This window comes from Thiohalobacter thiocyanaticus (assembly GCF_003932505.1).
GTDB lineage: Bacteria > Pseudomonadota > Gammaproteobacteria > Thiohalobacterales > Thiohalobacteraceae > Thiohalobacter > Thiohalobacter thiocyanaticus.
The window spans coordinates 718,278-742,260 of the sequence record NZ_QZMU01000001.1; the positions used below are offsets into that span (position 1 = coordinate 718,278).

Here is a 23,983-nt window from a genome sequence, read left to right on the forward strand (position 1 = left end):
CGGTATCCCGCGGCAGGCGCCACAGACGCCGCCAGCGGATTTCACTCCCTCAACGTGTGCGCGGGCACAGCTCGTCGGATTTGAAGAAAAACTCGATTTCGGTCTTTGCCGTATCCGGACCGTCGGAGCCGTGCACGGCATTCTCGTCAACGGTCTCGGCGAAATCGGCGCGGATGGTGCCGGGGGCGGCGTCCTTCGGATTGGTCGCACCCATGATCTCGCGGTTACGGTTGATGGCGTCCTCGCCTTCCAGCACCTGGACCATGACCGGGCCGGAGGTCATGAAATCAACCAGCTCATTATAAAAGGGACGCTCCCTGTGGACTGCATAAAAGGCCCCGGCCTGTTCCCGGGACAGGTGCATCATCCTGGCCGCCACGATCCGCAGCCCCCCGTCCTCGAAACGGCTGTAGATCCGGCCGATCAGGTTTCCGGCCACGGCGTCGGGCTTGATGATCGAAAGGGTGCGTTCCACCGCCATTGACCGAATTCTCCGAATAACAGGTTGATTTTGACTGGATAATATAACATAAACCCGCGTGGTCACGCGGGTTTATGCCGGAAAAGGGATACAGTTTACCCAAATCCCCGCGGGACGGGCAATGTGATTCAGACCGACTCTTCGATCCAGGCCAGCTGGATCGCCTCCAGGGCCTTTTCCCCACCGCGGCGCGGATCGTCGTCGAATTCGTCCAGTTCCAGGATCCACTGGCGCAGCTCGACAAAGTTCACGTACTTGGGATCGGCCTCCGGATGCGCCAGGTTCAGCGCGGCCGCGATCGCCAGCGAGTCCGTCCACTTCAGCCCCATGTCCATGATTCCTTTTCCCGGCCAGCTGGTTGGGGTATACAAGGATTTCAGGGAACAAACAAGCCCGCGCCGGGCATCCACCCCGTTGCCGGGGCTCAGGCGCGGACGGGGTCGAAGTTCACGGGGACGTCACCGGTATGGCGCTGCCGGGCCTCGCGCTCCTGGCGCTCAGCCACTTCCAGTACACCACCGTTGCGCATCAACTCACCCAGGGTGATCTGGTCGAGGAAGGTGCGGATCTGGCTGCTCAGCTCCATCCACAGCTCATGGGTCAGGCAGCGCTGGTCGTTGTGGCAGTTGGCCAGGCCGCCGCAGCGGGTGGTGTCGACATTCTCGTCCACCGCCATGATAACGGCCGAGACCGGGATGTCATCGGAGCCGCGGCTGAGCGAATAGCCGCCACCGGGCCCCCGGGTGCTGACCACCAGCTTCTCCCGCCGCAGCCGGGTGAACAGCTGCTCCAGATAGGACAGGGAGATCCCCTGGCGTTCGGAGATCTCGGCGAGTTTGACCGGGCCATGACCGGCATGCAGCGCCAGGTCCAGCATGGCGGTCACGGCATAGCGCCCTTTGGTCGTCAATTTCATAGGATCGGCCCCTCTGATACATGGATAAGGGTCATCTCTACACTATCCCATACCCTACTATTTTAATCAAGTATTACCCCGGGTCTCCGTGTCCTCGTCCTCGGGACTGCCCGGTTCGAGTTCCTGCACCGGTGAAGCGGTCTTGATCTCGCACGAGCCCAGTTCGGGCAGCTGCAGATCGCCCATTTCGGCCCCCAGGCTCTTGAGGCCGTTGCAGACCTCCTCCAGCCGCTGGTCCATCACATGCACATGCTCGAGCATGGCATTGATCGCCGAGGCCACCGGATCGGGCATGTCCTTGGTCAGGCCGTAGGCATCGAAGCCCATCTTCCTGGCAATGGCGGCCTGGCTCTCGCTGGGCGCGGTGCGCTGTTCCACCACCCGGCCCGGCACGCCCACCACCGTGGCCAGGTCGTGGATGTCCTTGAGCACCACCGAGTTGGAGCCGATGCGCACGCCGTTGCCGATGCGGATCGGCCCCAGCACCTTGGCCCCGGCGCCGATGACCACGTTGTTGCCAAGGGTCGGATGACGCTTGCCCCGGTCCCAGCTGGTCCCGCCCAGGGTCACCCCGTGATAGAGGGTGCAGTCGTCGCCGATCTCGGCGGTCTCGCCGATCACCACGCCCATGCCGTGGTCGATGAAAAAGCGCCGGCCGATCGCCGCGGCCGGATGGATCTCGATGCCGGTGAACCAGCGGGTCAGCCCCGACAGCCAGCGCGCGAACCACTTCATGCCCCGCTTCCACAGGGCATGATTCAGGCGGTGCATGAGCACGGCATGCACACCCGGGTAGGTGGTCAGGATCTCGAAGACATTGCGCGCGGCCGGGTCGCGGTCGAATACGCAGTGGATGTCCTCGCGCAGCTGTTCAAGGGACATGATCGGGTCCAGTCCGTGTCGGTATAACCGGCATTGTACCTTTGGCGGGCGTGGCGCGACAGCCGCCCGCTGACAGCTCAGGCGCCCGTACCTGCCTTGGCCTGCGCCGCGCTGAGAATGCCGCGCAGGATGTTGACCTCGTTCTTATCCGGCCGGGCGCGCGTGAACAGCCGCCGCAACCGCCGCATCATCTGTCCCGGCTGTTCCGGGTTGATGAATTCCAGCTCGTACAGCGTCTGTTCCAGATGAGCATACAGGCCTTCCATCTCCTGCGCCGTGGCCGGTGGATGCTCGGGCGACTGCTGCGCCAGCGCACCCTCCCCCAGCCAGCGGGTACGCAGCTCGTAGCTCAGGATCTGCACCGCCTGGGCGAGATTCAGCGAGGCATAATCGGGGTTGGCGGGGATACTGACCAGGGCGTGGCACAGATCCAGCTCCTCGTTGGTCAGGCCGCTGCGCTCACGGCCGAACACCACTGCCACCGGCCCCTGCCCGGCCTCGGTCAGCGCCCGGGCGGCACAGGCGCGCGGCTCCAGCAGCGGCCAGCGGATGGCCCGCAGACGGGCGCTGGTCCCGACCACCCAGACGGCATCGGCCACTGCCTCGGTGAGGGTCCCGACCACCCGGGCGCCGGTCAGCAGGTCCTCGGCGCCCGAGGCACGCGCGCTGGCCTCGGGATCGGGGAAGGCGGCCGGGTCGACCAGACACAGGTCATTCAGTCCCATGGTCTTCATGGCCCGCGCCGCCGCACCGATGTTGCCCGGATGCGAGGTATTGACCAGCACGATGCGGATGCGCTCAAGCATCGGACCGCAGCTCCCGGCTCAGGCGCCGGTGGATGCGCTCGAACAGTTCATTGACCGCCGTACCGGCGGCGGCGGCGCCGCCCTGCGGGGAATCGGCCGGTGCCGGCACCTCGGCCTCGATCAGTTCCTGCAGCCGCACCCGGCGGTTGCCCAGGTCCAGCAACTGCCAGCGCAGTCGCACCCGGAACCGGCTGGGTGTGACGGTGAAGTCCTGGACGAACTCCAGCACCTCGATCTCCAGGCGGTGATCGGCGCTGGCCGGTGTGGCCTCGCGCACCACGTAGGCATACGGGCCTTCCCGGGTGAAGCGCTCCAGCAGCAGGTCGTGCAGCAGGCGCTGCGGCGCATCGGCCCAGCGGCTGCGGGCGAAGAATTCCAGCCGGCCCGGCGCCTGACGATAGGCCATCCGCGTACCGGCCAGTTCAGCGCGGATGCGCGGCGGCGGCAGCAGCAGGGTCAGCGGCACGCGCTCCACCGCCGCGGCCTGACCGGCCGGCGCCACCGCAAGCGTGTAGTGATCGTAGGCGACAGGCGGGCGGGGCTCGGGCAGGACGGAACAGCCCGCCAGCAGCAGGACCAGCACAGCCGCCAGGCCGATCCGGGTGTTGCGCTGCGGTCTCATTGCCTGTCCTCCCCCGGCCCGGGCGGCCGCTCGGGCTCGCCGTGGAGCAGCCGGCCCGGGTCCTGTTCCAGATTACCGATCAGACGGCGCATGTCGCCCGACAGGCCGTGCATGTCCTCCAGCAGACGCTGGACCCGGGGCAGCAGCCGGTCGGTGACCTGGTCCAGGCCCTGGCCGCCGGTCTCGACCTGGCGGCGCAGCGCCTGGCTGGTGGCGGTGAAATCCTCCGCCATGATTTCCAGCGAACGGGTGCCGGCCTGCAGTTGTTCGACCAGCGGCGGCAGCGCCTCGCCGGCCTCGGCCGCCGCGCCGAAGAAGCGCGCCGCGTCCCGACTGCCCTGCGCCAGGGTATCGCGCTGGGCGGCCAGGGTCTCGCTCAGGGCGGCCAGGTTGTCCAGGGTCGTACTGAAGGCCTGGCGGTTGTCGGCACCGAGCAGTTCATGCAGATCCTTGGCCACGCGGTTGAGATTGTCGGCCATTTCCGACAGGGTGTTGTCCAGGCGCGAGAACAGCGACGGGCCGGTGTCGATGACCGGATATTCCTGGCCCGGCCCGGCGGTGAGCAACGGCGAGGAGACCTTGCCGCCGGTCAGCTCCACCGAGGCGATGCCGGTCAGGCCCTGCACCTTGAGGGTGGCGAGGGTGTCGACCCGCACCGGGGTGTCACTTGCGATGTCCACGGTGACGATCACCCGTTCCGGATCGGTGGGATCCAGTTCCAGTTCACGCACCTTGCCGACCTCCACGCCGTGATAACGCACCGGCGCATCCCGGTACAGGCCGGAGACGGATTCGGTCATGTGAATCCGGTAGGTGCGGTAATCGGTGGTGATATCGCCGAAGGCCAGCCACAGGCTCAGGCCGACGCCCGCCGCACTGAGTACGATGACGAACAGCCCCACCAGAACATACTGTACCCGTGTCTCCATCCCGGTGTGCCCTCAGCCCTTGTCCGTCCGTGCCCGGCCGGCACGGGCCCCTTCGAAATACTGGCGCACCGCCGGATGCTCCACGTCAGCCAGCTCCACCATCGGCCCCGCCGCCACGATGCGTTTGTCCCCCAGTACCGCCACCCGGTCGGCCACCTGCCACAGGCTGTCGGGATCGTGGGTGATCATCACCACCGTCAGTCCCAGCCATTGTTTCAACTGCAGCAGCAGGGCGTCAAAGCCGTCGGCGCTGGCCGGGTCCAGGCCCGAGGTGGGCTCGTCCAGGAACAGCAGTTCCGGATCCAGCGCCATCGCCCGCGCCAGCCCGGCGCGTTTGATCATGCCGCCGCTGAGTTCCGCGGGGTAGCGGTGCGCGGCCTCGGCGGGCAGCCCGACCTGGCGCAGCTTGAGATAGGCCAGCTGATCGATGAAGGCCGGATCGAAGTCCGTGTGCTCGCGCAGCGGCACACCGATATTCTGCAGCAGGGTCAGGCTGCTGAACAGCGCCCCGTGCTGAAACAGCACGCCGAAGCGCCGCCGCAGGGCCTGGCGCTCGCGCTCCCCGGCCCGCAGCACGTCCACGCCCAGCATGCGGATGTGCCCGGCGCTGGGCCGGTGCAGCATGATCATCTCCTGCAGCAGGGTGGTCTTGCCGCTGCCGCTCCCGCCGACCAGCGCCAGCACCTCGCCCCGGCGCACGTCCAGATCCAGGTTTTCATGCACGACGAAAGCGTCGAAGCGTGTCTGCACCTGGCGCAGTTCGAGGACCGTGTCAGCTGCGTTCATCAGATATTGAGCCAGCTGAACATGACCGAGAACCAGGCATCGGCCACGATGACCAGAAAGATCGATTGCACCACCGACAGGGTGGTGTGATGGCCCACGCTGGCCGCGCTGCCGGAGACCTTGAAGCCCTGGAAGCAGCCGATCAGTACCACGATCAGGGCGAACACCGGCGCCTTGCCCAGCCCCAGCAGGAATGAGCGCAGACCCACGGCCTCGTTGAGCCGGTCGAGAAAGGGCACGAAGCCCAGCCCCAGCTGCAACTTGGCCATCACCATGCCGCCCAGCACGCCCATCACATCCGCGAACACCGTCAGCAGCGGCAGCGCCAGACACAGGGAGATCACCTTGGGCAGAACCAGGACCTCGAACGGCGAGATGCCGATGGTGCGCAGGGCGGCCACCTCCTCGGTCACCTGCATGGTTCCGATCTGAGCTGTATAGGCCGAACCGGTACGCCCGGCGACGATGATGGCCGCCAGCAGTGGGGAGAGTTCGCGCAGCATGGACAGGCCCACCAGATCGGCGACATAGATATTGGCGCCGTAGGCGCGCAGCTGCACCGCGCCCTGATAGGCGATCACCACGCCCATGAGAAAGGACAGCAGGCCGACGATGCCGAGCGCGCGCATGCCGGCGGTTTCCATGTCCGCCAACACCGCCTTCCAGCGGATGCGCCAGGGCCGGGCCAGGGCCCGCAGCAGGCAGACAAAGGTCTCGCCGGCAAAGGACAGCAGCTCGAACAGTTCCTGCAGGACATCCAGACTGGCCTTGCCGATGCGGTACACACCCCGCAGGGGCTTGGGCGGCGCGGGCGCGGCCGGCTCGGCCAGCTCATCCAGACGTGCCAGCAGGTCCATATGGTGTTCGGGAAAACCCTCGGTTTCGACCTGGCGGCCCTGCGCATCGAGACGCTCCAGCAGCGAGCGCAGCAGCCAGGCCCCGGCCGTGTCCATGGCCTGCACACCCCCACCCTGCAGAACCAGCTTTCCCGCTCCGGGAAAGGTCCGGAGCCCCAGTTCCCGCGTCAGGCGGCCGAGCCCGTCCACGGTCCAGCGGCCATGGCAGCGCCAGGTGGTGCTATCAACCTGTTCCAGGCCGGCGGGTTCAGATTCGGGACTCGGGTCCATGCGGGCAAGTCTACTCAATTTCGTGGGAAGGAGTGAGGAGGAGGAGAATACCGGATGATGGTTGTCATTCCCCTCCACCCGTCATCCCCGCGCAGGCGGGGATCCAGTGACCACGGCGGATTCTGGATTCCCGCCTGCGCGGGAATGACGGATAGCCGTCGTTCGCGCCGCTGGTGAAGGTAATTGGATCCCCGCCTGCGCGGGGATGACGGAGAGGCTGAACCAGCTTCAGCATAGCCACGACAGCCACCGCGCTACGCGGGATCAGGCTGTACTAACCCATCAATAACACGCCTCACGCCCTCTCCCAGGGAAAGGCCAGCACCGCGTCGATATCCTCCACCCCTGCTGTCCGCATCAACAGCCGGTCCAGTCCCACGGCCACACCGGCACAATCGGGCAGGCCGTGTTCGAGCGCAGCCAGCAGGTGTTCATCCAGGGGTACCGGCGCCAGCCCCTGCCCGATGCGCCGGGCGTTCTCGGCCTCGAAACGCCGGCGTTGCTCAACGGCGTCGGTCAGTTCATGGAAGCCGTTGGCGATCTCCACACCGTCGAGGTAGAGCTCGAAGCGCTCCGCCACCGGTGGCCGCCCGGGGCGGATGCGGGCCAGCGCGGCCTGGCTGGCGGGATAATCGTACAGAAACACCGCCGGCGGCAGCCGCGGCTCGATCACCTGGGTCAACAGCAGGTCGCGCCAGGGGTCGGGGTCATCGGCCGGCATGCCGTCGGGGACCGGTATGGCGTGTTCGTCCAGGGCCCAGCGCAGGGGCGCGATCGCATCCTCCAGCCCGTCGACTCCGGCGTATTGCAGGAAGGCCTCGCGATAGCTTAACCGCTGGATGCCGCCCACGGGGCGGGTGTCGTCGAACAAGGATTCCAGCAGGGTTTCGACTTCGGTCATCAGGGCCGGCGCGTCGAAGCCCACCCGGTACCATTCCAGCAGGGTGAACTCCGGGTTATGGCGCCGGCCGCACTCATCGGCACGGAACACCTTGCAGATCTGGTAGATCGGGCCCGAGCCGGCGGCCAGCAGCCGCTTCATGGGGAATTCGGGCGAGGTATGCAGATAACCCGTGGGCGTCTCAGGCCGCGAGGCCGGATGCGCGGCGAAGCTCTCTAACTGGGGAGTGGGCAGTCCGGCATGCGACAGCAGCGGGGTCTCGACCTCCAGCACGTCACGTTCGGCGAAGAAGGCGCGGATACGCGTGAGTAGCTCCGCCCGCAGACGCAGGACGTCCAGGCCGGCGGCGGGTTGCCAGGGGTTCTCGTTCATTGATGCTGGCGGCTCAAACCCCGGAACACCCTGTCAGCGCAAGGATACCTGTCCGAGGCGCGCAGCGCCGCGGTAATCTCCAACCGGCTGATGCCAAATCACGAGATTGCCGCGCTGCGCTCGCAATGACAGGATCTCATCAGGGTTTCCCTATTCCTTGGCGCGGGAGATGTACTCGCCGCTGCGGGTATCGACCTTGAGCGTGTCGCCCACGTCGACGAACAGGGGCACCTGCACCACGGCGCCGGTCTCCAGGGTGGCCGGCTTGGTCGCGCCGGTGGCGGTGTCGCCGCGCACGCCCGGGTCGGTTTCGGTGACCTGGAGGATGACGTGATTGGGCGGCGTGACCGAGATCGGTTCGCCGTTCCACAGGGTCACCACACACACGTCCTGTTCCTTGAGCCAGTTCTTCGCGTCGCTGACGGCGGAGTCGCCGGCGCCGACCTGCTCGAAGGTATTGGGATCCATGAAGTACCAGAACTCGCCGTCGCTGTAGAGGTACTGCATGTCCACGTCCAGCACGTCCGCCGCCTCCAGGCTCTCGCCGGACTTGAAGGTCTTCTCCCAGACCCGGCCGGTCTTGAGGTTGCGCAGTCTGGTACGATTGAACGCCTGCCCCTTGCCGGGCTTGACGAACTCGTTTTCAATGATGGTGCAGGGATCGCCGTCGAGCATGACCTTCAGGCCGCGCTTGAACTCGTTGGTGCTGTAAGTCGCCATAAAAAACCTTCCACTTCCAATCCGGACCGGAAATCATGAACAAACCGGCGCGTATCATACCGCGAACCTCCCGTGCAAAGCACGCCCGCCAGTGGCAGCAGGCGCTGTCCGGCGCGGTGGACAGCCCTGCCGAACTCGACCGGCGGCTCGGCCTCGCGCCGCGCCCCGCCGCCGGTGCCGCCCGGGACTTCCGGGTCCGGGTACCCGAAGCCTTCCTGGACCGCATCCGCCCCGGCGATCCGGACGACCCGCTGCTGCGTCAGGTCTTTCCCGACCCGCGCGAGGACGCGGTCCAGCCCGGCTACTCCACCGACCCGCTGGCCGAGCAGGAGGCCATGGCCGTACCGGGACTGCTGCAGAAATACCCCGGCCGTGCCCTGCTTACCCTGACCGGCGCCTGCGCCATCCACTGCCGTTATTGTTTCCGTCGCCATTTCCCCTATGCCGAGGCCAGTCCGCGCGGCGCCCGGTGGCAGGCGGTGCTGGACCACCTGCGGGCGCATCCGGACGTCGAGGAGATCATTCTCAGCGGCGGCGACCCCCTGACCCTGGCCGATGCCGGCTGGCCGCCTGTGTCGCCGACCTCGAGGCCGTGCCGCACCTGCAGCGCCTGCGCCTGCATACCCGCACCCCGGTGGTACTGCCCGAGCGGGTCACACCGGCGCTGCTGAACTGGCTGGGCGGGACCCGCTTCCAGACCCTGGTGGTGGTGCACGTCAACCATGCCAATGAGCTGGATACACCGGCCCGTGACGCCCTGCAGGCGCTGCGCGGCAGCGGCGCACTGCTGCTCAACCAGGCGGTGCTGCTGGCCGGTGTGAACGATTCGGTGGAGGCGCTGGAGCAGCTCGGCCGGGCACTGATCGCGGCCGGCGTGCTGCCCTATTACCTGCACCAGCTCGACCCGGTACAGGGGGCAGCGCACTTCGCCGTCAGCGATGCGCGGGCCCGGGAACTCATCACCCGCTTACAGGCACAGTGTTCCGGTTACCTGATCCCCCGCCTGGTGCGGGAAATCCCCGGCGACCCCGGCAAGACCCCGCTGTGAGGACCGGCGGCCGGAACCGGAAGCGCCCGGTTTCCCCTGCGCCACGAAATAACATATTATTTTTCCAAACAACCGCTTGGCATGGCAGCCTCAGATCAAGAACAGGGCCGTTCCGCCGACAATAATTCGGTAATGCCCATAATATAACCAAGCCAACCAGAGAAGGGAGCCATGGAGCCTCACCTGCCCACGCGCACGCCACCGCAAGCAAGCAGTTTCGACACCCGCCCTGCCCAGCTCGAGCAATGGATCAGCCAGCTGCCGGTGCTCAATGTCGGGGAAACCACCCGCCAGCTGTTCTCCGCCCTGATCGAAATGAACCAGCTCGACATCGGTGTCCAACAGCGCTTCAGGGCTCTGGAACTGCTGCGACCCTGCATCCTGAATGCGGTCGAGGCCATGCAGAAGCATTATGTCGGTCAGCCGCTGCCGCTGTCGGACAAGGGCCGCAAGGTGCTGGAGCTCAGCGAGGCCCTGCTCAACCAGCTCGCCTCCGGCTACCGCATCTGCATCGCGGACGAAGACACAAAGAATGTGCTGCGCAAGGACAAGAAGCTGTTCACCCTGGCCGTTCACCGCGCCCTGACCGCGCTGGGCGACAGCCTGTTGCGCGCCTACCTGGTCTATGCGCCCTGCCCGCCCGGTCTGTGGCGAACCCTGCACCAGCTCTACGTTCTGGCCGAGGAACGTTCCCTCGGACACTCGCCCGTGCGCACCGGGGACGGGGAGACGGTCGCCGAAACCATCAGCGGCGTCTACAAACAGCTGCTGCTGCTCGCGCTGACCTCACCCTACCGACTGCGCCAGGGCGAGGTCAGCGCCATCCACACCGCGCTGAGGCACTGGGCCGAACTGGTCAGCCTGGAGGATTATGTCCAGCCCAAGAGCCCGGACCAGATCTTCATTGTCAGCCTGGACAGTGACGATCCGCCCACCTACCTGGTCCTGCGTCACCAGAACTATCACCGCCGCAACTGCCGGCTGCTGGACACGGCGCAACTGGCCGAGGCCGCCCGGGCCGAACTGGATGCGCTCCAGCAGGGCGGCCGGCGCAGCACCGATCTGCGCGCCGACACCCTGCGTCGGCTGATGCTGGCCTGGGGCGTGATGCCCAAGCGCCGCTTCAGCCGCATGCAGCAGGGTTCGAAGGCGGTCGTCGCCATCGGCCTGAGCCCGGTACACCATTTCATCAGCGGCGGCGCGGCCTTCGAGTCCGGTCCCCGCGCCGAAGCCGAGCTGGAGGAAAAGGCCAGGTTCACCGCCACCGAACCCAGCGACCAGCGCAACGAGCTGCCCGACGTGTGGGACCTGCGCGCCACCCGGCGCTGGCAGACCGACGAGTTCAGCGTGCGCATGGTGGAAATGACCGCAGACGTGGAGCCCGCCACCGAACCCCCTGAGGGCAGGGACGCGCAGGCGGAATACGCCACCCATGCCTGGCGCATGGTCAATGTCAGCGCCGGCGGCTACTGTCTGCTATGGGACAGCCACGACAGTACCGATGCCCAGGTCGGCGAGCTGATCGGCATCCATGAGGCGGCCGGCGATGACGAGGAAGGCGATCTCCCGCAACTGGCACTGGGCATTATCCGCTGGATGAAATGCCCGCCGGGACAGGGGGTGGAGATGGGGGTGCAGATGCTCTCGCCCGGAGCCGTGGCCGTGGCCACCCAGGTCGTGCGCGAAAACCGGGAAATGCATTTCATGCGCAGCCTGCTGCTGCCCGAGATCCGTCAGCTGAACCAGCCGGCCACCCTGATCACCCCGACCCTGCCCTACCAGGCCAGCGACCAGGTCAATGTGCACTCGCACGGCAAGCTGGCGCAGGTACGTCTGACCAAGCTGCTGGAGAACACCGGATCCTTTGCCCAGTTCCAGTTCACCGCCCTGGACGAACAGACCGAACGCAGCGAGCCGGATTACCCGGCCATGTCGCCGGAAGACTTCGCGTCCCTGTGGAAAGAAATATAAAGCAGGGATCGTAGCGTAGGTCGGATTAGCCCAAAGGGCGTAATCCGACATCCGCGGACTGTCGGGTTACGCTACGCTAACCCGACCTACCCACTGGTGGGGTACGGGGGTTCCTGATTCAATAAATCGCCTCGAACACCGCCGGATAGACCACCCGGCCGCCGCCGGCGAGGGCTCCCTCGACCAGCTCCATCGCGGTGACGGCGTCCTCCGGGACGGGCAGATTGGTGGTGATGTTGAACTGACTGCCGGACTTGAAGCCGAAGCGCTCGTAGTAATCCGGCCGTCCGGCAATGACGATGGCGGTGTAGCGCATGTCGCGGGCGCGGTTGACGGCGGCCTGCATCAGGGCCACACCGATGCCGCGGTGGGACTGGGACGGCACCACCGACATGGGACCGAGCACCAGCACCGACTTGCGCCCGCCCTCGCCTTCCAGCACCGCCCTGGACAGCAGCAGGTGCCCGACGATGCGGCCGTTGATTTCGGCGACCAACGACAGGTCGCGGATAAAATCCGGCGACCGTCGCATGGCATCGACCAGCTGCGTCTCGGCGTCGCCTTCGAAGGCGCTGAGATTGACTACATCGATGGCCTTGACGTCTTCAGGGCTTTCCGCGCGGACGATGACCTCTTCCATCCGAATCACTCCCCTTGTTTTCGCTTGTCCTGCCTTCTACCTTAGCACGCCGCCCGCGGCCGGGGCAGTCATCCGGCCGTAAAAATGCGCGATTCCGCCGGCGGCCGCGGCGGTCAAGAGAATTCACATTCCTGCCGATAAGGGGTAGTTTAGTGGACCCGGCCACGGCGGCCCATGCGACCGCCCCGGGCTCTAATGGACTGACAAGCCGGAGGGAGCGTGACTGGCAACGAAGATGTACTGCGCCTGATTATCATCGAGGAATCCCAGAACGACGCCGAGGCCATTGCCAATATCCTGCGCAATGCCGGCCACGTCGTGCGTTACCAGTACGCGGACAGCCTCGAGGCCACGGCCGAGGCGCTGGAACAGCAGCTGCCCGATCTGATCATCCTGGCCCAGGGCCAGGCGGCGGTGCCCATGAGCGACCTGCAGGGTCTGCTCGAGCAACACGGCCCCGAGACCCCCGTCGTGTTCATCGGCGACACTGCCGAGGAGCCGCAGACCATCGCCGCCCTGGAGGCCGGCGCTGCCGACCTGGTCAGCTACGACCAGCCCGACCACCTGCGCCTGGTGGTGGCCCGCGAGCAGGCCAACCTGCTCATGCGCCGCGAACTGCAGCGATTCCGCATCTGTCACGAGGAGAGCGAGAAACGCTGCCGCTCGCTGCTGGACAGCTCGCGCGACGCCATCGCCTACGTCCACGACGGCATGCACATCTACGCCAACCAGTCGTACCTGGAAATGTTCGGCTTCGACAACATCGAGGAGATCGAGGGCCATCCCATCATGGACATGGTGGCCCCCGACGATACCAGCCGCTTCAAGGAATTCCTGCGCAACTACAACAGGCAGGAGCAGAAGGTCGATGACCTGGAGGTGCAGTGCATCAGCGTCCCGCGGGGCAATTTCAAGGCGGTGATGGAATTCTCGCCGGCCTCGATCGAGGGTGAAATCTGTACCCAGATCGTGATCCGCGACCAGGCCGTCGGCGACCCCGAGCTGGCGCAGAAGCTGCAGTTTCTCAGCAAGCAGGACATCCTCACCGGCCTGTACAACCGCCAGTACTTCCTCGAGGAGGTCGAACTGGCCGTATCCGACGCCCAGGCCGGCTCCACCGAATCACACCTGCTCTATCTCCTGCTGGACAACTTCAAGGGCGTGAAGGACACGGTAGGCCTGGTCGGCAGCGACCTGGTGATCAAGGATATCGCCGACCTGATCCGGGTCAAGCTGGGCGAGCAGGGCCTGGCTGCGCGCTTCGGCGACAACTCCTTCACCCTGTTGCTCAACCAGGGCGATCTCAACGCCGCCCAGGCACTGGCCGAGGCCCTGCGCCACGCCATCGAAGAGCATATCTTCGACATCGAGGGACGCACCCTGACCCTCACCGCCAGCATCGGCATCAGCCCGGTCACCGAAAGCGTGCCGGACGCCCACGAGGCGATCTCGCGCGCCGACCTGGCCTGCGAGGTGGCCCGCTCGGCAGGCGGCAACCGGGTGCATCTGCACAACCCGGTCACCGACGAACAGCTCGGGCGCGAACGCGAACAACAGTGGAAGCAGTCCATCAGCGAGGCACTGGAACAGGACCGTTTCAGCCTCATGTACCAGCCCATCGTCAGCCTGCACGGCGATCCGGCCGAGCGCTACGAGATCCTGCTGCGCATGCGCGACGGCGAGGGCGAGGAGGTCCCGCCGGGACAGTTCCTGCCGGTCGCCCGCCAGACCGGGCAGATCGTGGACATCGACCGCTGGGTCATCCGCGAGGCCATCGCCCGGCTGGCCGAGCGTCGCCGCGAGGGTCACGACACGGTCTTTTTCATCAAGCTGTCCGGTCCGACCCTGGACGATCCCGAACTGCCGCTGTGGATCAACGAACAGCTCAAGTCCGCCCACCTGTCGGGTTCATCCGTGGTGTTCGAAATCGCCGAGAAGGAGGCCGCCGATCACCTCAAGCACACCAAGGCCTTCATGAAGTCCATGGAGAGCATCCACTGCAAGACCTCGCTGGAGCACTTCGGCGGCGGACCCAACTCCTTCCAGCTGCTCAAGCACCTGCCGGTGAACTTTCTCAAGATCGACGGCGCCCATATCCACAACCTGGCCTCGGACGAGAACAACCAGGCCATGGTCCGCTCCATCGTCGACATGGCCGCCTCCATGCAGAAGGAATGCATCGCCGAGTTCGTCGAGGACGCCAGCAGCCTGACCGTGCTGTTCCAGCTCGGCATCCCCTTCATCCAGGGCTACTTCCTGCAGGAGCCGCACCCGGGGATGGACTACGACTTCACCGAGGAGTCGATCTAGGCCTTCGCGCTGGAAACACAGAGAACGCCGCCCGACTAGCGGCTCTCCAGCAGATGCGACACCAGGCCGTCGGCCAGCTTGGGCTCGAACCAGGTCGACTTGGGCGGCATCACCTCGCCGGCATCGGCCACCGCCATCAGTTCGGACATGGGCGTGGGGTACATGGAGAAGGCCACGACCATCTCGCCGCTATCGACCCGCTGCTGCAGACCCTCCAGGCCGCGGATACCGCCGACGAAGTCGATCCGGGAGTCGCGGCGCGGATCGGTGATGCCGAGCACGGGTTCGAGCAGGTTGTCGGCCAGCAGGCTCACATCCAGGCGCCTGACCGGGTCGTCCTTCGGGATCAGGTCGTCCTTGATGCGCAACCGATACCACCGCCCTTCCAGGTACATGCCGAACTCGGCCGGGTGCGCCGGCTTGACGGGCGCGTCACTGGGACTGGCCTCGAATGACTGGCTCACTGCATCCAGGAACTCATCCGGGGACAGGTCGTTGAGGTCCTTCACTACCCGGTTGTAGTCAAAGATGCCATCTGTTCGTGCGGGAAGATCACGGACAGGAAGTAGTTGTAGGGTTCTTCGCCGGTGTGATTCGGATTGGCTTCCCTGCGGGCCGCAGCGACGCGCGAGGCCGAGGCCGAGCGGTGGTGGCCGTCGGCGATGTAGAGATTGGGCATGGCGTCGAAACGGGCGGTGATGTCATCGATGATGCCCTGATCCCGCACCACCCACAGCTTGTGACCGATGCCGTCGTCGGCCACGATATCCACGTCCGGCGCGCCCGTGGCGGCGGATTCGAGCAGGGCATCGACCTGCGCTTCGGAGCGATAGGCCAGCAGCACCGGGCCGGTCTGGGCGTCCAGGGCGTCGATCTGGCGCACCCGGTCGTCTTCCTTGTCGGGGCGGGTGAACTCGTGCTTGCGGATGCGGTTGCTGTCGTAGTCCTCGACCGAGGCCACCGCGACCAGGCCGGTCTGGGTGTGATCGCCCATGTGCAGACGGTAGACGTAATAGCAGGGCTTGTCGTCCTGCACCAGCACGCCCTCCTCGCGCATGCGCTGGAAGCTCTCCGCCGCCTTGGCGTAGACCTCGGGCGCATAGGGATCGGTACCCTCGGGCAGGTCGATTTCGGGCTTGGAGATGTGCAGAAAGCTGTAGGGTCTGCCCTCGGCACGGCTGCGGGCCTCGGCGCTGTTGAGGACGTCATAGGGCGGGGCGCAGACATCGCCGGCGCGGCCGTCGACGGGGCGCAGGCCGGCAAAGGGTCGGATCAGGCTCATTACGGCTTCCTTATGCTTGCTCGTGGAAAGCCGCGTATTGTACTGGATCGGGCCGGCGGTTTCAGGTCCGCTCCAAGCGCCTAGGGAACCTCCGGTTATTATCCTTCCCGTCATTCCCGCGAAGGCGGGAATGCAGGCGTTGCAGAGACATGGCTCCACCTGGAGCCTGTGCCGGCGCAGGCCGATAGGGACATAACGAAAAATCAGAGGTTCCCTAGTCCTGTGCGGCCTTGAGCGCAGCAATGCGCTCCTCCAGCGGCGGATGCGACATGAACAGGCGCTTGAGCCCCCGGCCGATGGGCCCGGAGATACCGAAGGCGGCCATCCGGTCCGGCAGATGCGGCCGGTCCGCCGACTGGCGCAACCGCTCCAGCGCGGCGATCATGGACCCGCGGCCGGCCAGCCGCGCGCCGCCGGCATCGGCGCGGAACTCGCGCCGGCGCGAGAACCACATGACGATGGCGCTGGCCAGTATCCCCAGCACGATCTCGGCGATGATGGCGGTGATCCAGAAGGCCGGCCCGTGGCCGCGCTCGACCTTGAATACCGCCCGGTCGACCACATGACCGATCACCCGCGACAGGAAGATCACGAAGGTGTTCACCACGCCCTGGATCAGGGCCAGGGTGACCATGTCGCCGTTGGCCACGTGGCTGATCTCGTGGGCCAGTACCGCCTCGGCCTCCTCCCGGCGCATGCCGCGCAGCAGCCCGGTGCTGACCGCGACCAGCGAGCGGCGCTTGCTGGGGCCGGTGGCGAAGGCGTTGATGTCGGGCGCGTCATAGACGGCCACCTCCGGCAGGGGGATGCCGGCCTGGCGGGCCTGGCGCTGGACGGTCTCCACCAGCCACTGCTCGGTGGCGTCCCGCGGCCGCTCGATGACCCGGGCGCCGGTCATGCGCTTCGCCGTCCAGCGGGAAATCATCAGCGAAATCAGCGCACCGCCGAAGCCGATCACGGCGGAGAAGATCAGCAGGGCAGTGAAGTCCAGCCCCACCCCCTGCTCGTCCAGGATCCGCTCCACGCCGAGCAGGCGCAGGGTGATGCTGAGGACGACGATAATCGCCAGGTTGGTGGCGAGAAACAGAAAAACACGTTTCATCTATGGGTTTCCTCGACCGTTTCCGGCAACATTGACAAGCCAGCACAAAAATCCAACGTATAATGGCGTTATACTTGCATTCAGTGTTCGCGCCACGACGGCGATTGCCTTATGGGGGCGCCGGCGGGTATTTTCAAGCCAGACACAGGATTACGCCAGTCTTCAATCATGTCCGAGATCCCGACACAGGATAAGACCTCGCGCAAACGCCCCCGCCGCCGCGGGAGCGCCTGGCGGCGGCTGCGCCGGTCCCTGCCGGGCCATATCCCGATCGCCTACAAGCTGTCCTTCGTGATCTCCGTTCTGATGGTCACCTGTATCGGCCTGCTGGCCAGCCTGGTGGTCCAGCACCAGAACCAGATCCTGCGTCAACAGGTCGACGAACTGGGCCGCACCCTGGCCCATCAGTTCGCCCGTTCCTCCGCCGAGCCGCTGCTGGCCGACGACAGTCTGGCGCTGGACGTGCTGACCACCAACCTGATCCAGGACGACAATGTCCTGGGCACCGCCATCCTCAGCTCGAAAGGCGAGATCCTCACCCAGGCCGGCATCACGCCCTTCGACCAGCCCCAGGGCGATACCGCGCCCGACCCCAACCGCCTGCGCGGCTACGAATGGCAGAGTCGGGACGCCAGTCAGGCATATTCCTACGATCTGGTCGCCTTCACCAGCGCTGTGCGGGTCCAGGACGTGGTTGCCGGCCACGTGGTCATTACCCTGGACCGTACACCCTGGGAGCACTCCCTGTTCACCGCCAACCAGCACATCATCCTGGCCAGTCTGATCGTGGTGCTGATCGGCTCGGTGCTCACGGTCGCCCTCAGCCGGCGGCTGTCCCAGCCCATCTATGACCTGATCCACGCCAGCCAGGCACTGGACGAAGGGCTGTACCACCTGCGCTTCCCGGAGCGGCGCAAGGACGAGCTGGGCAACCTGATGTCCTCCTTCAACCGGCTGGCCGAGGGCCTGCACCAGAAGAACCAGGTCGAGCGTACCCTGTCGCGCTACCTCTCGCCCCATGTGGCGCAGGAAATCCTGGCGCGCGGCACCCGCCTGGGCGGCCAGCGCGTCGATGCCACCGTATTGTTCGCCGACATCGTCGGCTTCACCGAGATGTCCGAACGCATGGCCCCGGAAGCGGTCGCCCAGTTGCTCAACCAGTATTTCGCTCATATCTTCCGTGCCACCGACGCCAACCACGGCATGATCGACAAGTACATCGGCGACTGCGCCATGCTGGTCTTCGGCGTGCCCCAGTCCGATCCCGATCATGCCTTCAACGCCGTAATCTGCGCCCTGATGATCCAGCGCCTGGTCGGGCTGGAGAACCAGGCCCGCGAACGCCGCGGCCAGCCGCCGGTGCGGTTCCGGCTGGGTCTGAACAGCGGCGAGATGCTGGCCGGCAACATGGGCGCGGACGAACGCATGGAATACACGGTGGTCGGCGACAACGTCAACCTGGCCTCCAGGCTGTCGGCCTGCGCCGAAGCCGGCCAGGTGCTGGTGTCGGAATCGGTGTACGCACGCGACGAGGTGCAGGGCCGCGTGATCGCCGAGGCCCACGAGGCGGTCACCCTGCGCGGCATCTCCCGCCCGGTCATGACCTACCGTATCCTGGATCTCAAACCCGAATACCGCGAAGCCTTTGACCAGCAGATCGAGCTGATCTGGCACCAGGGACGGCTGCAGAGCGCATGAGGCAGTGGCTGGTTATCCTGCTGGTGACGGGAATGCTGCTGGCCGGCGGCTGCAGTGTTACCCCGTCGCGTGACACCGACATCCTCTCCCCCGTGACCCGGGCCGGCACCGAGTACGAGCAGGCGCGCGAGCTCTATGCTGAAGATCCCGCCATCATCGACCTCTACCGCGACCGGCTGGTCGAACTCTCCCTGACCCTGGCACAGCACCGGCGCCAGGAAGGCGAGTGGTATGCCGCCGAGCGCACCCTGGAGCATGCCCTGACCTACCTGCCGGAACACGACCGCCTGCAACAGGCCCTGGACGAGACCGCCCGGCAGCGGCAGGCACAGATGCAGCACACCCGGGACCAGGCCCTGGCAGCCGAAGCGCAGTATGAACTGGCCCGCAGGACGGCCCTGCGGGAACAGGTCCGCCTGCAGGAAACCGACTACCTGCATGACTGGCGTCTGAGCCGGAACACCCGCCGGCTCGAAGCGCTGGCCGAGCCGCTGCGCAACTGCGCCCGGCGCAACCTGGAACGCGACGCCCTGGAACTGGCCGAACGTTGCCTGGAACTGGCCGGCCAGATCCGCGGCGAAGACTTCGTACAGGACACCCTCCAGGCCCTGCAAGCCAGGCGGACATCGGCGGAACAGGCGACAACGGAAGTCACTGCGCCTGCGCCCGCGCCGGCACAGACCCGCACCACGACCAGCAACAACAACAGAAGCAGGAACGCGAGCTGCGCGCCCGCCTGACCCGTGCCATGAACGCGGGCGACCTGACCCAGGCACGCGCCATCACCCGTGAGCTGATCGAGCTCAAGGGCCGCACCCCGCAGCTGCGCGACCTGCAGCGTTCCCTCGACACCGCCATCCAGGTACAGATCGACAGCCTGCACAAGCTTGCCAACGAGCATTACCGCTCACAGCGTTACCAGGAAGCCCGAACGACCTGGGAAGAGGTGCTTAAACTGGATCCGCAGGACCCCCAGGCCCGCGCCCTGATCGAGCGTGCCGACCGGGTCATCCAGAAACTGGAATCGCTGCACCAGGAAGACGGGAACCCGGCCGCCGCCGCCCAGTGAGCCATGCGGACAGTGCGATAATGCTCAGGGCCGCATAGCCCACTATTGACCCGACGACCCATGAACCACAGCACTCACGCCTTCTCCGCATCATGAGATTACCCGCTGCCCTGCACTACCGGCCACCCCGGTGGCCGGTCTTTCGGCGGGCCCGTTGCTTTCCAGGCTCCGCCACGATTCTCTACCTCTTTCTGAGCCTTGCCTGCGGCAAGGTGTATGCACACCCGTTTGACCCGGAATACGCGGACGGACCAACGCACAGTGAACTACGGCTGAGTCCGGCCGAGACCCGCTATCTGCAGCAGATCGGGGAGTTGAGTGTCCCCCTGATCCGCGGCCAGCCGCCGCTCAGCTTCATTGAAAACGGGGCACCGCGGGGCTACCTGAACGAACTGCTGGAGGTCATCAGCACCAAACTGGGGCTCAGCTATCGTCGTTTCGACGCGAGCTACACCGGGTCCATCCAGGCCCTGCGCGACAACACCGCGGACCTGCTGAATGATTATTCCAGCTTCGGTGATCGCTCGGAGTATCTGCTCGAAAGCGATCCGGTACTGATTTCACCTTTCGTCGCCATCGGCCGCGCCGACTCGAAACCGATACGCAGCATGGAAGACCTGCGTCAGGCCCGGCTGGTACTGGTCTCCGGCTTCCAGCAGACCCGCATCATAATGGAACGCTACCCCGGGCTGAATTTCGTCCTGGTGGACAGTATCGACCAGGCATATCGTACCCTGCGGTCCAGGGACGCGGACTACTACATCGACAACGCCACGCATGCCGGCTATTACCTGCGTCACCACATGATCACCGATCTCGGGATCGCCGGGGAGCTCCCTGCGGATGAAATCGGCCGGCTCAAGCTCCACTTCGCCGTCTCGACACGCCACCCGCTGTTGCATTCAGCCATCCAGAAAACCCTGAACCGGATGATGGAGAACAAGGAGCTGGACCGGCTCAAGGACAAGTGGCTGTACAGAAGCGGGACGGCAAACACACTTCACCTGACAGCGGAGGAACGCAACTGGCTGGAAGCCAATCCCGAGATCCGGGTGGCCCTTGATCCTGGCTGGGCACCGGTGGAATACCGGGACGAGGCCGGGAAGTACAGCGGGATATCACTGGATTACCTGACGCAACTCGAACAAAGACTCGGAATCGATTTCCGCATCATGGAAGGACTCAGCTGGCAGCAGGGCGTGGATGCGCTCAAAGCACGTCAGGCGGACATGTTCGCCTCCGTCGCCAGAACACCGCAGCGGGAGGAGTACCTGCGATTCACCCATCCCTATCTGGAAATGCCCATTCGCATATTCACCAGGGACGATGTGTCCTATATCGGCGATCTGGAGAACATTTCAGGCATGCGGGTGGCCGTCGTGGCGGGATATGCCATCCAGGACTGGTTGAACAATGATTATCCCCGCCTCGATCTGATCACGGTGGCAACCCCGGCCGAAGGTCTCAAGCGGGTCGCATCCGGAGACATCGATGCATTCATCGGCAATGTGGTGACAGCAACCTACTATATGGGCAGACACCAGATAGACAATGTGCGTGTTGCCGGTGACACGCCCTATTTCAACTCCCAGGCCATGGCCGTGCGCAATGACTGGCCGATACTCACCGGTATCCTGCAGAAGGCCCTGGACTCGATCAGCGCCGAGCAACACAAGAGCATATACAACCGCTGGATGTCCATCCGTTTCGAGCATACACCGGACTACCGTATGCTCTGGTGGCTTGCCGCCATCGCCACGCTGGTTCTGGCGGCCAGTTTCTACTGGAACAGGATCCTGGACCGGACCGTCAAGGCACGCACCGCGGAACTCCAGGAAAACGAAACCCGGATACGCGATATTCTGGCCGCCAGAAACTATATCCTGGAAGGCACCAATGCGGGCACCTGGGACTGGACCATCCCCAGTCGCCGGCTCGTGGTCAATGAGCGCTGGGCGAATATCATCGGCTATCGACTGGAAGAACTGGAGCCGGTGGATATCGACACCTGGTTCGAAAGCGTCCACGATGCCGACAGGGGTGAGATACAGACTGCACTGGACGCCCACTTCAGCGGTGACAGTGACTACTTCGATGTTGAATTCCGCCAGCGTCACAAGGACGGTCACTGGGTCTGGATCAACGCCCGCGGCAAGGTGGTGGAGCGCAACGGCGATGGCGATCCCGTGCGCATGAGCGGCACCCACCTCGACATCACCGCCCGCAAGCAGGCGGAAGAAACCATACTCTACCAGGCCCACTATGATGGGCTGACCGGGCTCCCGAACCGCTTCCTCACCCTGGACCGCCTGTCCCAGCTGCTGCTGGACGCACGGCGCCGCGACGAAAAGATCTGTGTCCTGTTCATCGATCTGGACGATTTCAAGAAAATCAACGACACCCTGGGCCATGACACAGGCGACAGGATCCTGGTCGATGCCGCCAAACGCCTGCGTCAGGCCATACGCGGTGTCGATACCATCGGCCGCCTGGGCGGTGACGAATTCATCGTGCTCGCCGGCAATCTGCATGCGGACAGGGACATCATCCAGGTCGCCGAACAGATACTGGAAGGCTTCCGCACCCCATTCCGCCTGGACGGACGGGACCTCATGCTGACCGCCAGCATCGGCATCTCCATCTATCCCGACGATGCCGACAGCGCACTCAAGCTGCTGCAGAATGCCGACTCCGCCATGTACCACTCCAAGGCCCATGGCCGCAACACCTTTGCCTTTTTCACCGAGGCGATGAACGCAAGCCTGTCACGCCGGCTGAGTCTCGAGGAAAAGATGAACGGCGCCCTGGAACGCGGCGAATTCCACCTGGAATTCCAGCCGAAGATCGAACTCGGAGGACAGATTATCATCGGCGCGGAGGCCCTGCTGCGCTGGACCAGCCCGGACCTGGGGCAGGTCTCGCCCGCCGAGTTCATCCCCATCGCCGAGCAGACGGGACTGATCGTCCCCATCGGGGAGTTCGTGCTGGCCGAGGCACTGAAAACCGCCGCCCGGCACAACCAGCGATCAGACCAGCCGTTCTCGATCGCCATCAACTTCTCACCGCAGGCAGTTCCGCGATCCCGGCCTGGTGGACTTCTTCACCCGCTGCGTCGAGGATACCGGTATCGGCTGGGATCAGATCGAAATCGAGATCACCGAGGGCGTGTTGATGACCGGCCTGTCCTATATCGAGGCGGCCCTGTCAGCCCTGAGCGAAAAAGGCGTGTCGCTGGCCATGGACGATTTCGGCACCGGCTATTCTTCGCTGAGCTACCTGCGTGAGTTTCCCTTCACCGTATTGAAAATCGACCGCAGCTTTGTCCAGGCAATCACCGGCAACAACAACGACTTCGAACTCGTCAAGGCCACCATCGCCATGGCCCACAGCCTGGGCCTGAAGGTCGTCGCCGAAGGCGTCGAGACCGAAGACCAGCGCCGGATACTCAAGGAACAGGGCTGCGACTACGCCCAGGGCTATCTCTTCGGCAGGCCGATGAGCGCGGATGAACTCTTCGCGATGATTCAGTAATCCGAGCATGGGGGTCACGAGCATAGGGGTCAGGTCTTGCAATCCATCCCGGCCCGGACCGGATTCAGGACAACATACCGCGACAGTTCCAGCAGGTAAGCTTCGCGTTCCACCAGTATCCCCTTGAACCGACCTTGGAAGAGGTGCCCAACCAACCCATGACGTCGGTTGAAGGTCTGCGTATAGACGCCATTCAGCTGGCGCATCCCACGGGAGAGATTGGCCTCGGGCGTCTCCACCACCAGATGGTAATGATTCGTCATCAGGCAATAGCCATGACAGCGCCAGTTGAATCGATCACAGACACCGTCGAAGATGGATAACCAATGCAGACGATCCGCCTCATCGGCATAGATATCCTCGCGTCTGTCGCCACGGGCGGTGACATGGTACAGCCCGCCTGCGACCTCGATCCGTAACGGCCGCGCCATAGAGCCCTCCCTGGCTCATTGGTGTTGGATTGCAAGACCTGACCCCGTCACCCCCTTACAGAAGGATAAAGAGCGCAACGGGAATCAAAGCATTAATAATAAATGAGATTGATTCCGGCAATTTCAACACTTCATTAACGCTCTTTTCTTTATGGGCCAGAACCAGAATAAATAGCGCTACGCATGAAATAATAAAAACTGGAACGCCAAAACGAAAAAGCTCGTATGCAAACTCAAAATCGGATTGCGCTTCAATACGACCAAATAACCCGCCACCAAGAATCCATGAGTAAATCAAATAAAGGTTTACGAATAGTAACGATGATATTAACCCCCATTTTATTATTTTATCTGCCATT

Annotated in this window: 19 protein-coding genes and 4 pseudogenes; 7 read left to right on the top strand and 16 right to left on the bottom strand. The window is 64.7% G+C overall.

What is annotated here, in order from left to right:
* Positions 1-49 precede the first annotated feature (49 nt).
* The 11 genes from ndk to efp form a co-directional block, all read right to left on the bottom strand.
* Positions 50-481 carry a nucleoside-diphosphate kinase gene (gene ndk, locus D6C00_RS03345; protein ID WP_125180306.1) on the bottom strand — a complete coding sequence of 144 codons (432 nt, stop codon included), beginning with the start codon at positions 479-481 and terminating at the stop codon, positions 50-52.
* 128 nt (positions 482-609) lie between these two features.
* Entirely contained in the window at positions 610-810 is a 201-nt protein-coding gene (gene iscX / locus D6C00_RS03350; RefSeq protein ID WP_125182343.1) for a Fe-S cluster assembly protein IscX, read from the bottom strand.
* A gap of 95 nt (positions 811-905) precedes the next feature.
* Positions 906-1,397, bottom strand: a complete 492-nt coding sequence (locus D6C00_RS03355) for a Fe-S cluster assembly transcription factor (protein WP_125180307.1) — start codon at positions 1,395-1,397, stop codon at positions 906-908.
* Positions 1,398-1,463: 66 nt separating this feature from the next.
* Positions 1,464-2,279: a serine O-acetyltransferase gene (gene cysE / locus D6C00_RS03360; protein WP_125180308.1), complete on the bottom strand. Its 816-nt coding sequence runs from the start codon at positions 2,277-2,279 to the stop codon at positions 1,464-1,466.
* 77 nt (positions 2,280-2,356) lie between these two features.
* On the bottom strand, positions 2,357-3,085 hold the full coding sequence (trmJ, locus tag D6C00_RS03365) for a tRNA (cytosine(32)/uridine(32)-2'-O)-methyltransferase TrmJ (protein WP_125180309.1): 729 nt from the start codon (positions 3,083-3,085) through the stop codon (positions 2,357-2,359).
* Positions 3,078-3,707: an ABC-type transport auxiliary lipoprotein family protein gene (locus tag D6C00_RS03370; RefSeq protein WP_125180310.1), complete on the bottom strand. Its 630-nt coding sequence runs from the start codon at positions 3,705-3,707 to the stop codon at positions 3,078-3,080. The genes trmJ and D6C00_RS03370 overlap by 8 nt, the downstream gene beginning before the upstream one ends.
* Positions 3,704-4,636 carry an MlaD family protein gene (locus D6C00_RS03375; RefSeq protein ID WP_125180311.1) on the bottom strand — a complete coding sequence of 311 codons (933 nt, stop codon included), beginning with the start codon at positions 4,634-4,636 and terminating at the stop codon, positions 3,704-3,706. Before D6C00_RS03375 ends, D6C00_RS03370 begins: the two co-directional genes overlap by 4 nt.
* A 12-nt stretch (positions 4,637-4,648) precedes the next feature.
* Entirely contained in the window at positions 4,649-5,422 is a 774-nt protein-coding gene (locus D6C00_RS03380; protein WP_125180312.1) for an ABC transporter ATP-binding protein, read from the bottom strand.
* On the bottom strand, positions 5,422-6,549 hold the full coding sequence (locus D6C00_RS03385; RefSeq protein ID WP_125180313.1) for an ABC transporter permease: 1,128 nt from the start codon (positions 6,547-6,549) through the stop codon (positions 5,422-5,424). Before D6C00_RS03385 ends, D6C00_RS03380 begins: the two co-directional genes overlap by 1 nt.
* 295 nt (positions 6,550-6,844) lie before the next feature.
* The gene (gene epmA, locus D6C00_RS03390) at positions 6,845-7,822 is read right to left on the bottom strand and encodes an EF-P lysine aminoacylase EpmA (RefSeq protein ID WP_125180314.1); all 978 of its coding nucleotides are present in this window, start codon (positions 7,820-7,822) and stop codon (positions 6,845-6,847) included.
* Between the two features lie 150 nt (positions 7,823-7,972).
* Positions 7,973-8,542, bottom strand: a complete 570-nt coding sequence (efp, locus tag D6C00_RS03395) for an elongation factor P (RefSeq protein WP_125180315.1) — start codon at positions 8,540-8,542, stop codon at positions 7,973-7,975.
* A 35-nt stretch (positions 8,543-8,577) separates the two neighbouring features.
* Here efp and epmB point away from each other — a divergent pair.
* Both epmB and D6C00_RS03405 read left to right on the top strand, forming a co-directional pair.
* Positions 8,578-9,590, top strand: a pseudogene (gene epmB, locus D6C00_RS03400) (EF-P beta-lysylation protein EpmB).
* Between the two features lie 171 nt (positions 9,591-9,761).
* Complete coding sequence (locus tag D6C00_RS03405) at positions 9,762-11,561, top strand: hypothetical protein (protein ID WP_125180316.1); 1,800 nt, start codon at positions 9,762-9,764, stop codon at positions 11,559-11,561.
* Positions 11,562-11,679: 118 nt separating this feature from the next.
* Here D6C00_RS03405 and D6C00_RS03410 read toward each other — a convergent pair whose 3' ends face one another.
* Positions 11,680-12,201, bottom strand: a complete 522-nt coding sequence (locus D6C00_RS03410) for a GNAT family N-acetyltransferase (protein WP_125180317.1) — start codon at positions 12,199-12,201, stop codon at positions 11,680-11,682.
* A gap of 219 nt (positions 12,202-12,420) precedes the next feature.
* On the opposite strand from D6C00_RS03410, the gene D6C00_RS03415 reads away from it, so the two are divergent.
* Complete coding sequence (locus tag D6C00_RS03415) at positions 12,421-14,511, top strand: putative bifunctional diguanylate cyclase/phosphodiesterase (RefSeq protein WP_125180318.1); 2,091 nt, start codon at positions 12,421-12,423, stop codon at positions 14,509-14,511.
* Between the two features lie 35 nt (positions 14,512-14,546).
* Here D6C00_RS03415 and D6C00_RS03420 read toward each other — a convergent pair.
* Both D6C00_RS03420 and htpX read right to left on the bottom strand, forming a co-directional pair.
* Positions 14,547-15,793 (bottom strand): annotated as a pseudogene (locus tag D6C00_RS03420) (DUF1015 domain-containing protein).
* 214 nt (positions 15,794-16,007) lie between these two features.
* Positions 16,008-16,895 (bottom strand): protease HtpX, encoded by an 888-nt coding sequence (gene htpX / locus D6C00_RS03425; RefSeq protein ID WP_125180319.1) that lies wholly within the window; start codon positions 16,893-16,895, stop codon positions 16,008-16,010.
* A 168-nt stretch (positions 16,896-17,063) separates the two neighbouring features.
* On the opposite strand from htpX, the gene D6C00_RS03430 reads away from it, so the two are divergent.
* The 4 genes and pseudogenes from D6C00_RS03430 to D6C00_RS03445 all read left to right on the top strand — a co-directional run bounded on the left by D6C00_RS03430 (position 17,064) and on the right by D6C00_RS03445 (position 23,193).
* Positions 17,064-18,593, top strand: a complete 1,530-nt coding sequence (locus D6C00_RS03430; protein WP_158675272.1) for an adenylate/guanylate cyclase domain-containing protein — start codon at positions 17,064-17,066, stop codon at positions 18,591-18,593.
* Positions 18,590-19,333: a hypothetical protein gene (locus tag D6C00_RS03435; RefSeq protein WP_125180321.1), complete on the top strand. Its 744-nt coding sequence runs from the start codon at positions 18,590-18,592 to the stop codon at positions 19,331-19,333. The genes D6C00_RS03430 and D6C00_RS03435 overlap by 4 nt, the downstream gene beginning before the upstream one ends.
* An 8-nt stretch (positions 19,334-19,341) precedes the next feature.
* Positions 19,342-19,662, top strand: a complete 321-nt coding sequence (locus tag D6C00_RS03440) for a tetratricopeptide repeat protein (protein WP_125180322.1) — start codon at positions 19,342-19,344, stop codon at positions 19,660-19,662.
* A gap of 92 nt (positions 19,663-19,754) precedes the next feature.
* Positions 19,755-23,193 (top strand): annotated as a pseudogene (locus tag D6C00_RS03445) (EAL domain-containing protein).
* 44 nt (positions 23,194-23,237) lie between these two features.
* Here D6C00_RS03445 and D6C00_RS03455 read toward each other — a convergent pair.
* A pseudogene (locus D6C00_RS03455) lies at positions 23,238-23,624 on the bottom strand (transposase); the annotation flags it as partial.
* Between the two features lie 55 nt (positions 23,625-23,679).
* A complete protein-coding gene (locus D6C00_RS03460; protein ID WP_125180326.1) occupies positions 23,680-23,982 on the bottom strand; it encodes a hypothetical protein in 303 nt (100 codons plus the stop codon).
* Position 23,983: the final 1 nt, after the last annotated feature.

Bases quoted from the DNA above. Each gene is read 5' to 3' on its own strand.
- ndk (WP_125180306.1), bottom strand. From the start codon at position 481: ATGGCGGTGGAACGCACCCTTTCGATCATCAAGCCCGACGCCGTGGCC.
- iscX (WP_125182343.1), bottom strand. From the start codon at position 810: ATGGGGCTGAAGTGGACGGACTCGCTGGCGATCGCGGCCGCGCTGAAC.
- D6C00_RS03355 (WP_125180307.1), bottom strand. From the start codon at position 1,397: ATGAAATTGACGACCAAAGGGCGCTATGCCGTGACCGCCATGCTGGAC.
- cysE (WP_125180308.1), bottom strand. From the start codon at position 2,279: ATGTCCCTTGAACAGCTGCGCGAGGACATCCACTGCGTATTCGACCGC.
- trmJ (WP_125180309.1), bottom strand. From the start codon at position 3,085: ATGCTTGAGCGCATCCGCATCGTGCTGGTCAATACCTCGCATCCGGGC.
- D6C00_RS03370 (WP_125180310.1), bottom strand. From the start codon at position 3,707: ATGAGACCGCAGCGCAACACCCGGATCGGCCTGGCGGCTGTGCTGGTC.
- D6C00_RS03375 (WP_125180311.1), bottom strand. From the start codon at position 4,636: ATGGAGACACGGGTACAGTATGTTCTGGTGGGGCTGTTCGTCATCGTA.
- D6C00_RS03380 (WP_125180312.1), bottom strand. From the start codon at position 5,422: ATGAACGCAGCTGACACGGTCCTCGAACTGCGCCAGGTGCAGACACGC.
- D6C00_RS03385 (WP_125180313.1), bottom strand. From the start codon at position 6,549: ATGGACCCGAGTCCCGAATCTGAACCCGCCGGCCTGGAACAGGTTGAT.
- epmA (WP_125180314.1), bottom strand. From the start codon at position 7,822: ATGAACGAGAACCCCTGGCAACCCGCCGCCGGCCTGGACGTCCTGCGT.
- efp (WP_125180315.1), bottom strand. From the start codon at position 8,542: ATGGCGACTTACAGCACCAACGAGTTCAAGCGCGGCCTGAAGGTCATG.
- D6C00_RS03405 (WP_125180316.1), top strand. From the start codon at position 9,762: ATGGAGCCTCACCTGCCCACGCGCACGCCACCGCAAGCAAGCAGTTTC.
- D6C00_RS03410 (WP_125180317.1), bottom strand. From the start codon at position 12,201: ATGGAAGAGGTCATCGTCCGCGCGGAAAGCCCTGAAGACGTCAAGGCC.
- htpX (WP_125180319.1), bottom strand. From the start codon at position 16,895: ATGAAACGTGTTTTTCTGTTTCTCGCCACCAACCTGGCGATTATCGTC.
- D6C00_RS03430 (WP_158675272.1), top strand. From the start codon at position 17,064: ATGTCCGAGATCCCGACACAGGATAAGACCTCGCGCAAACGCCCCCGC.
- D6C00_RS03435 (WP_125180321.1), top strand. From the start codon at position 18,590: ATGAGGCAGTGGCTGGTTATCCTGCTGGTGACGGGAATGCTGCTGGCC.
- D6C00_RS03440 (WP_125180322.1), top strand. From the start codon at position 19,342: ATGAACGCGGGCGACCTGACCCAGGCACGCGCCATCACCCGTGAGCTG.
- D6C00_RS03460 (WP_125180326.1), bottom strand. From the start codon at position 23,982: ATGGCAGATAAAATAATAAAATGGGGGTTAATATCATCGTTACTATTC.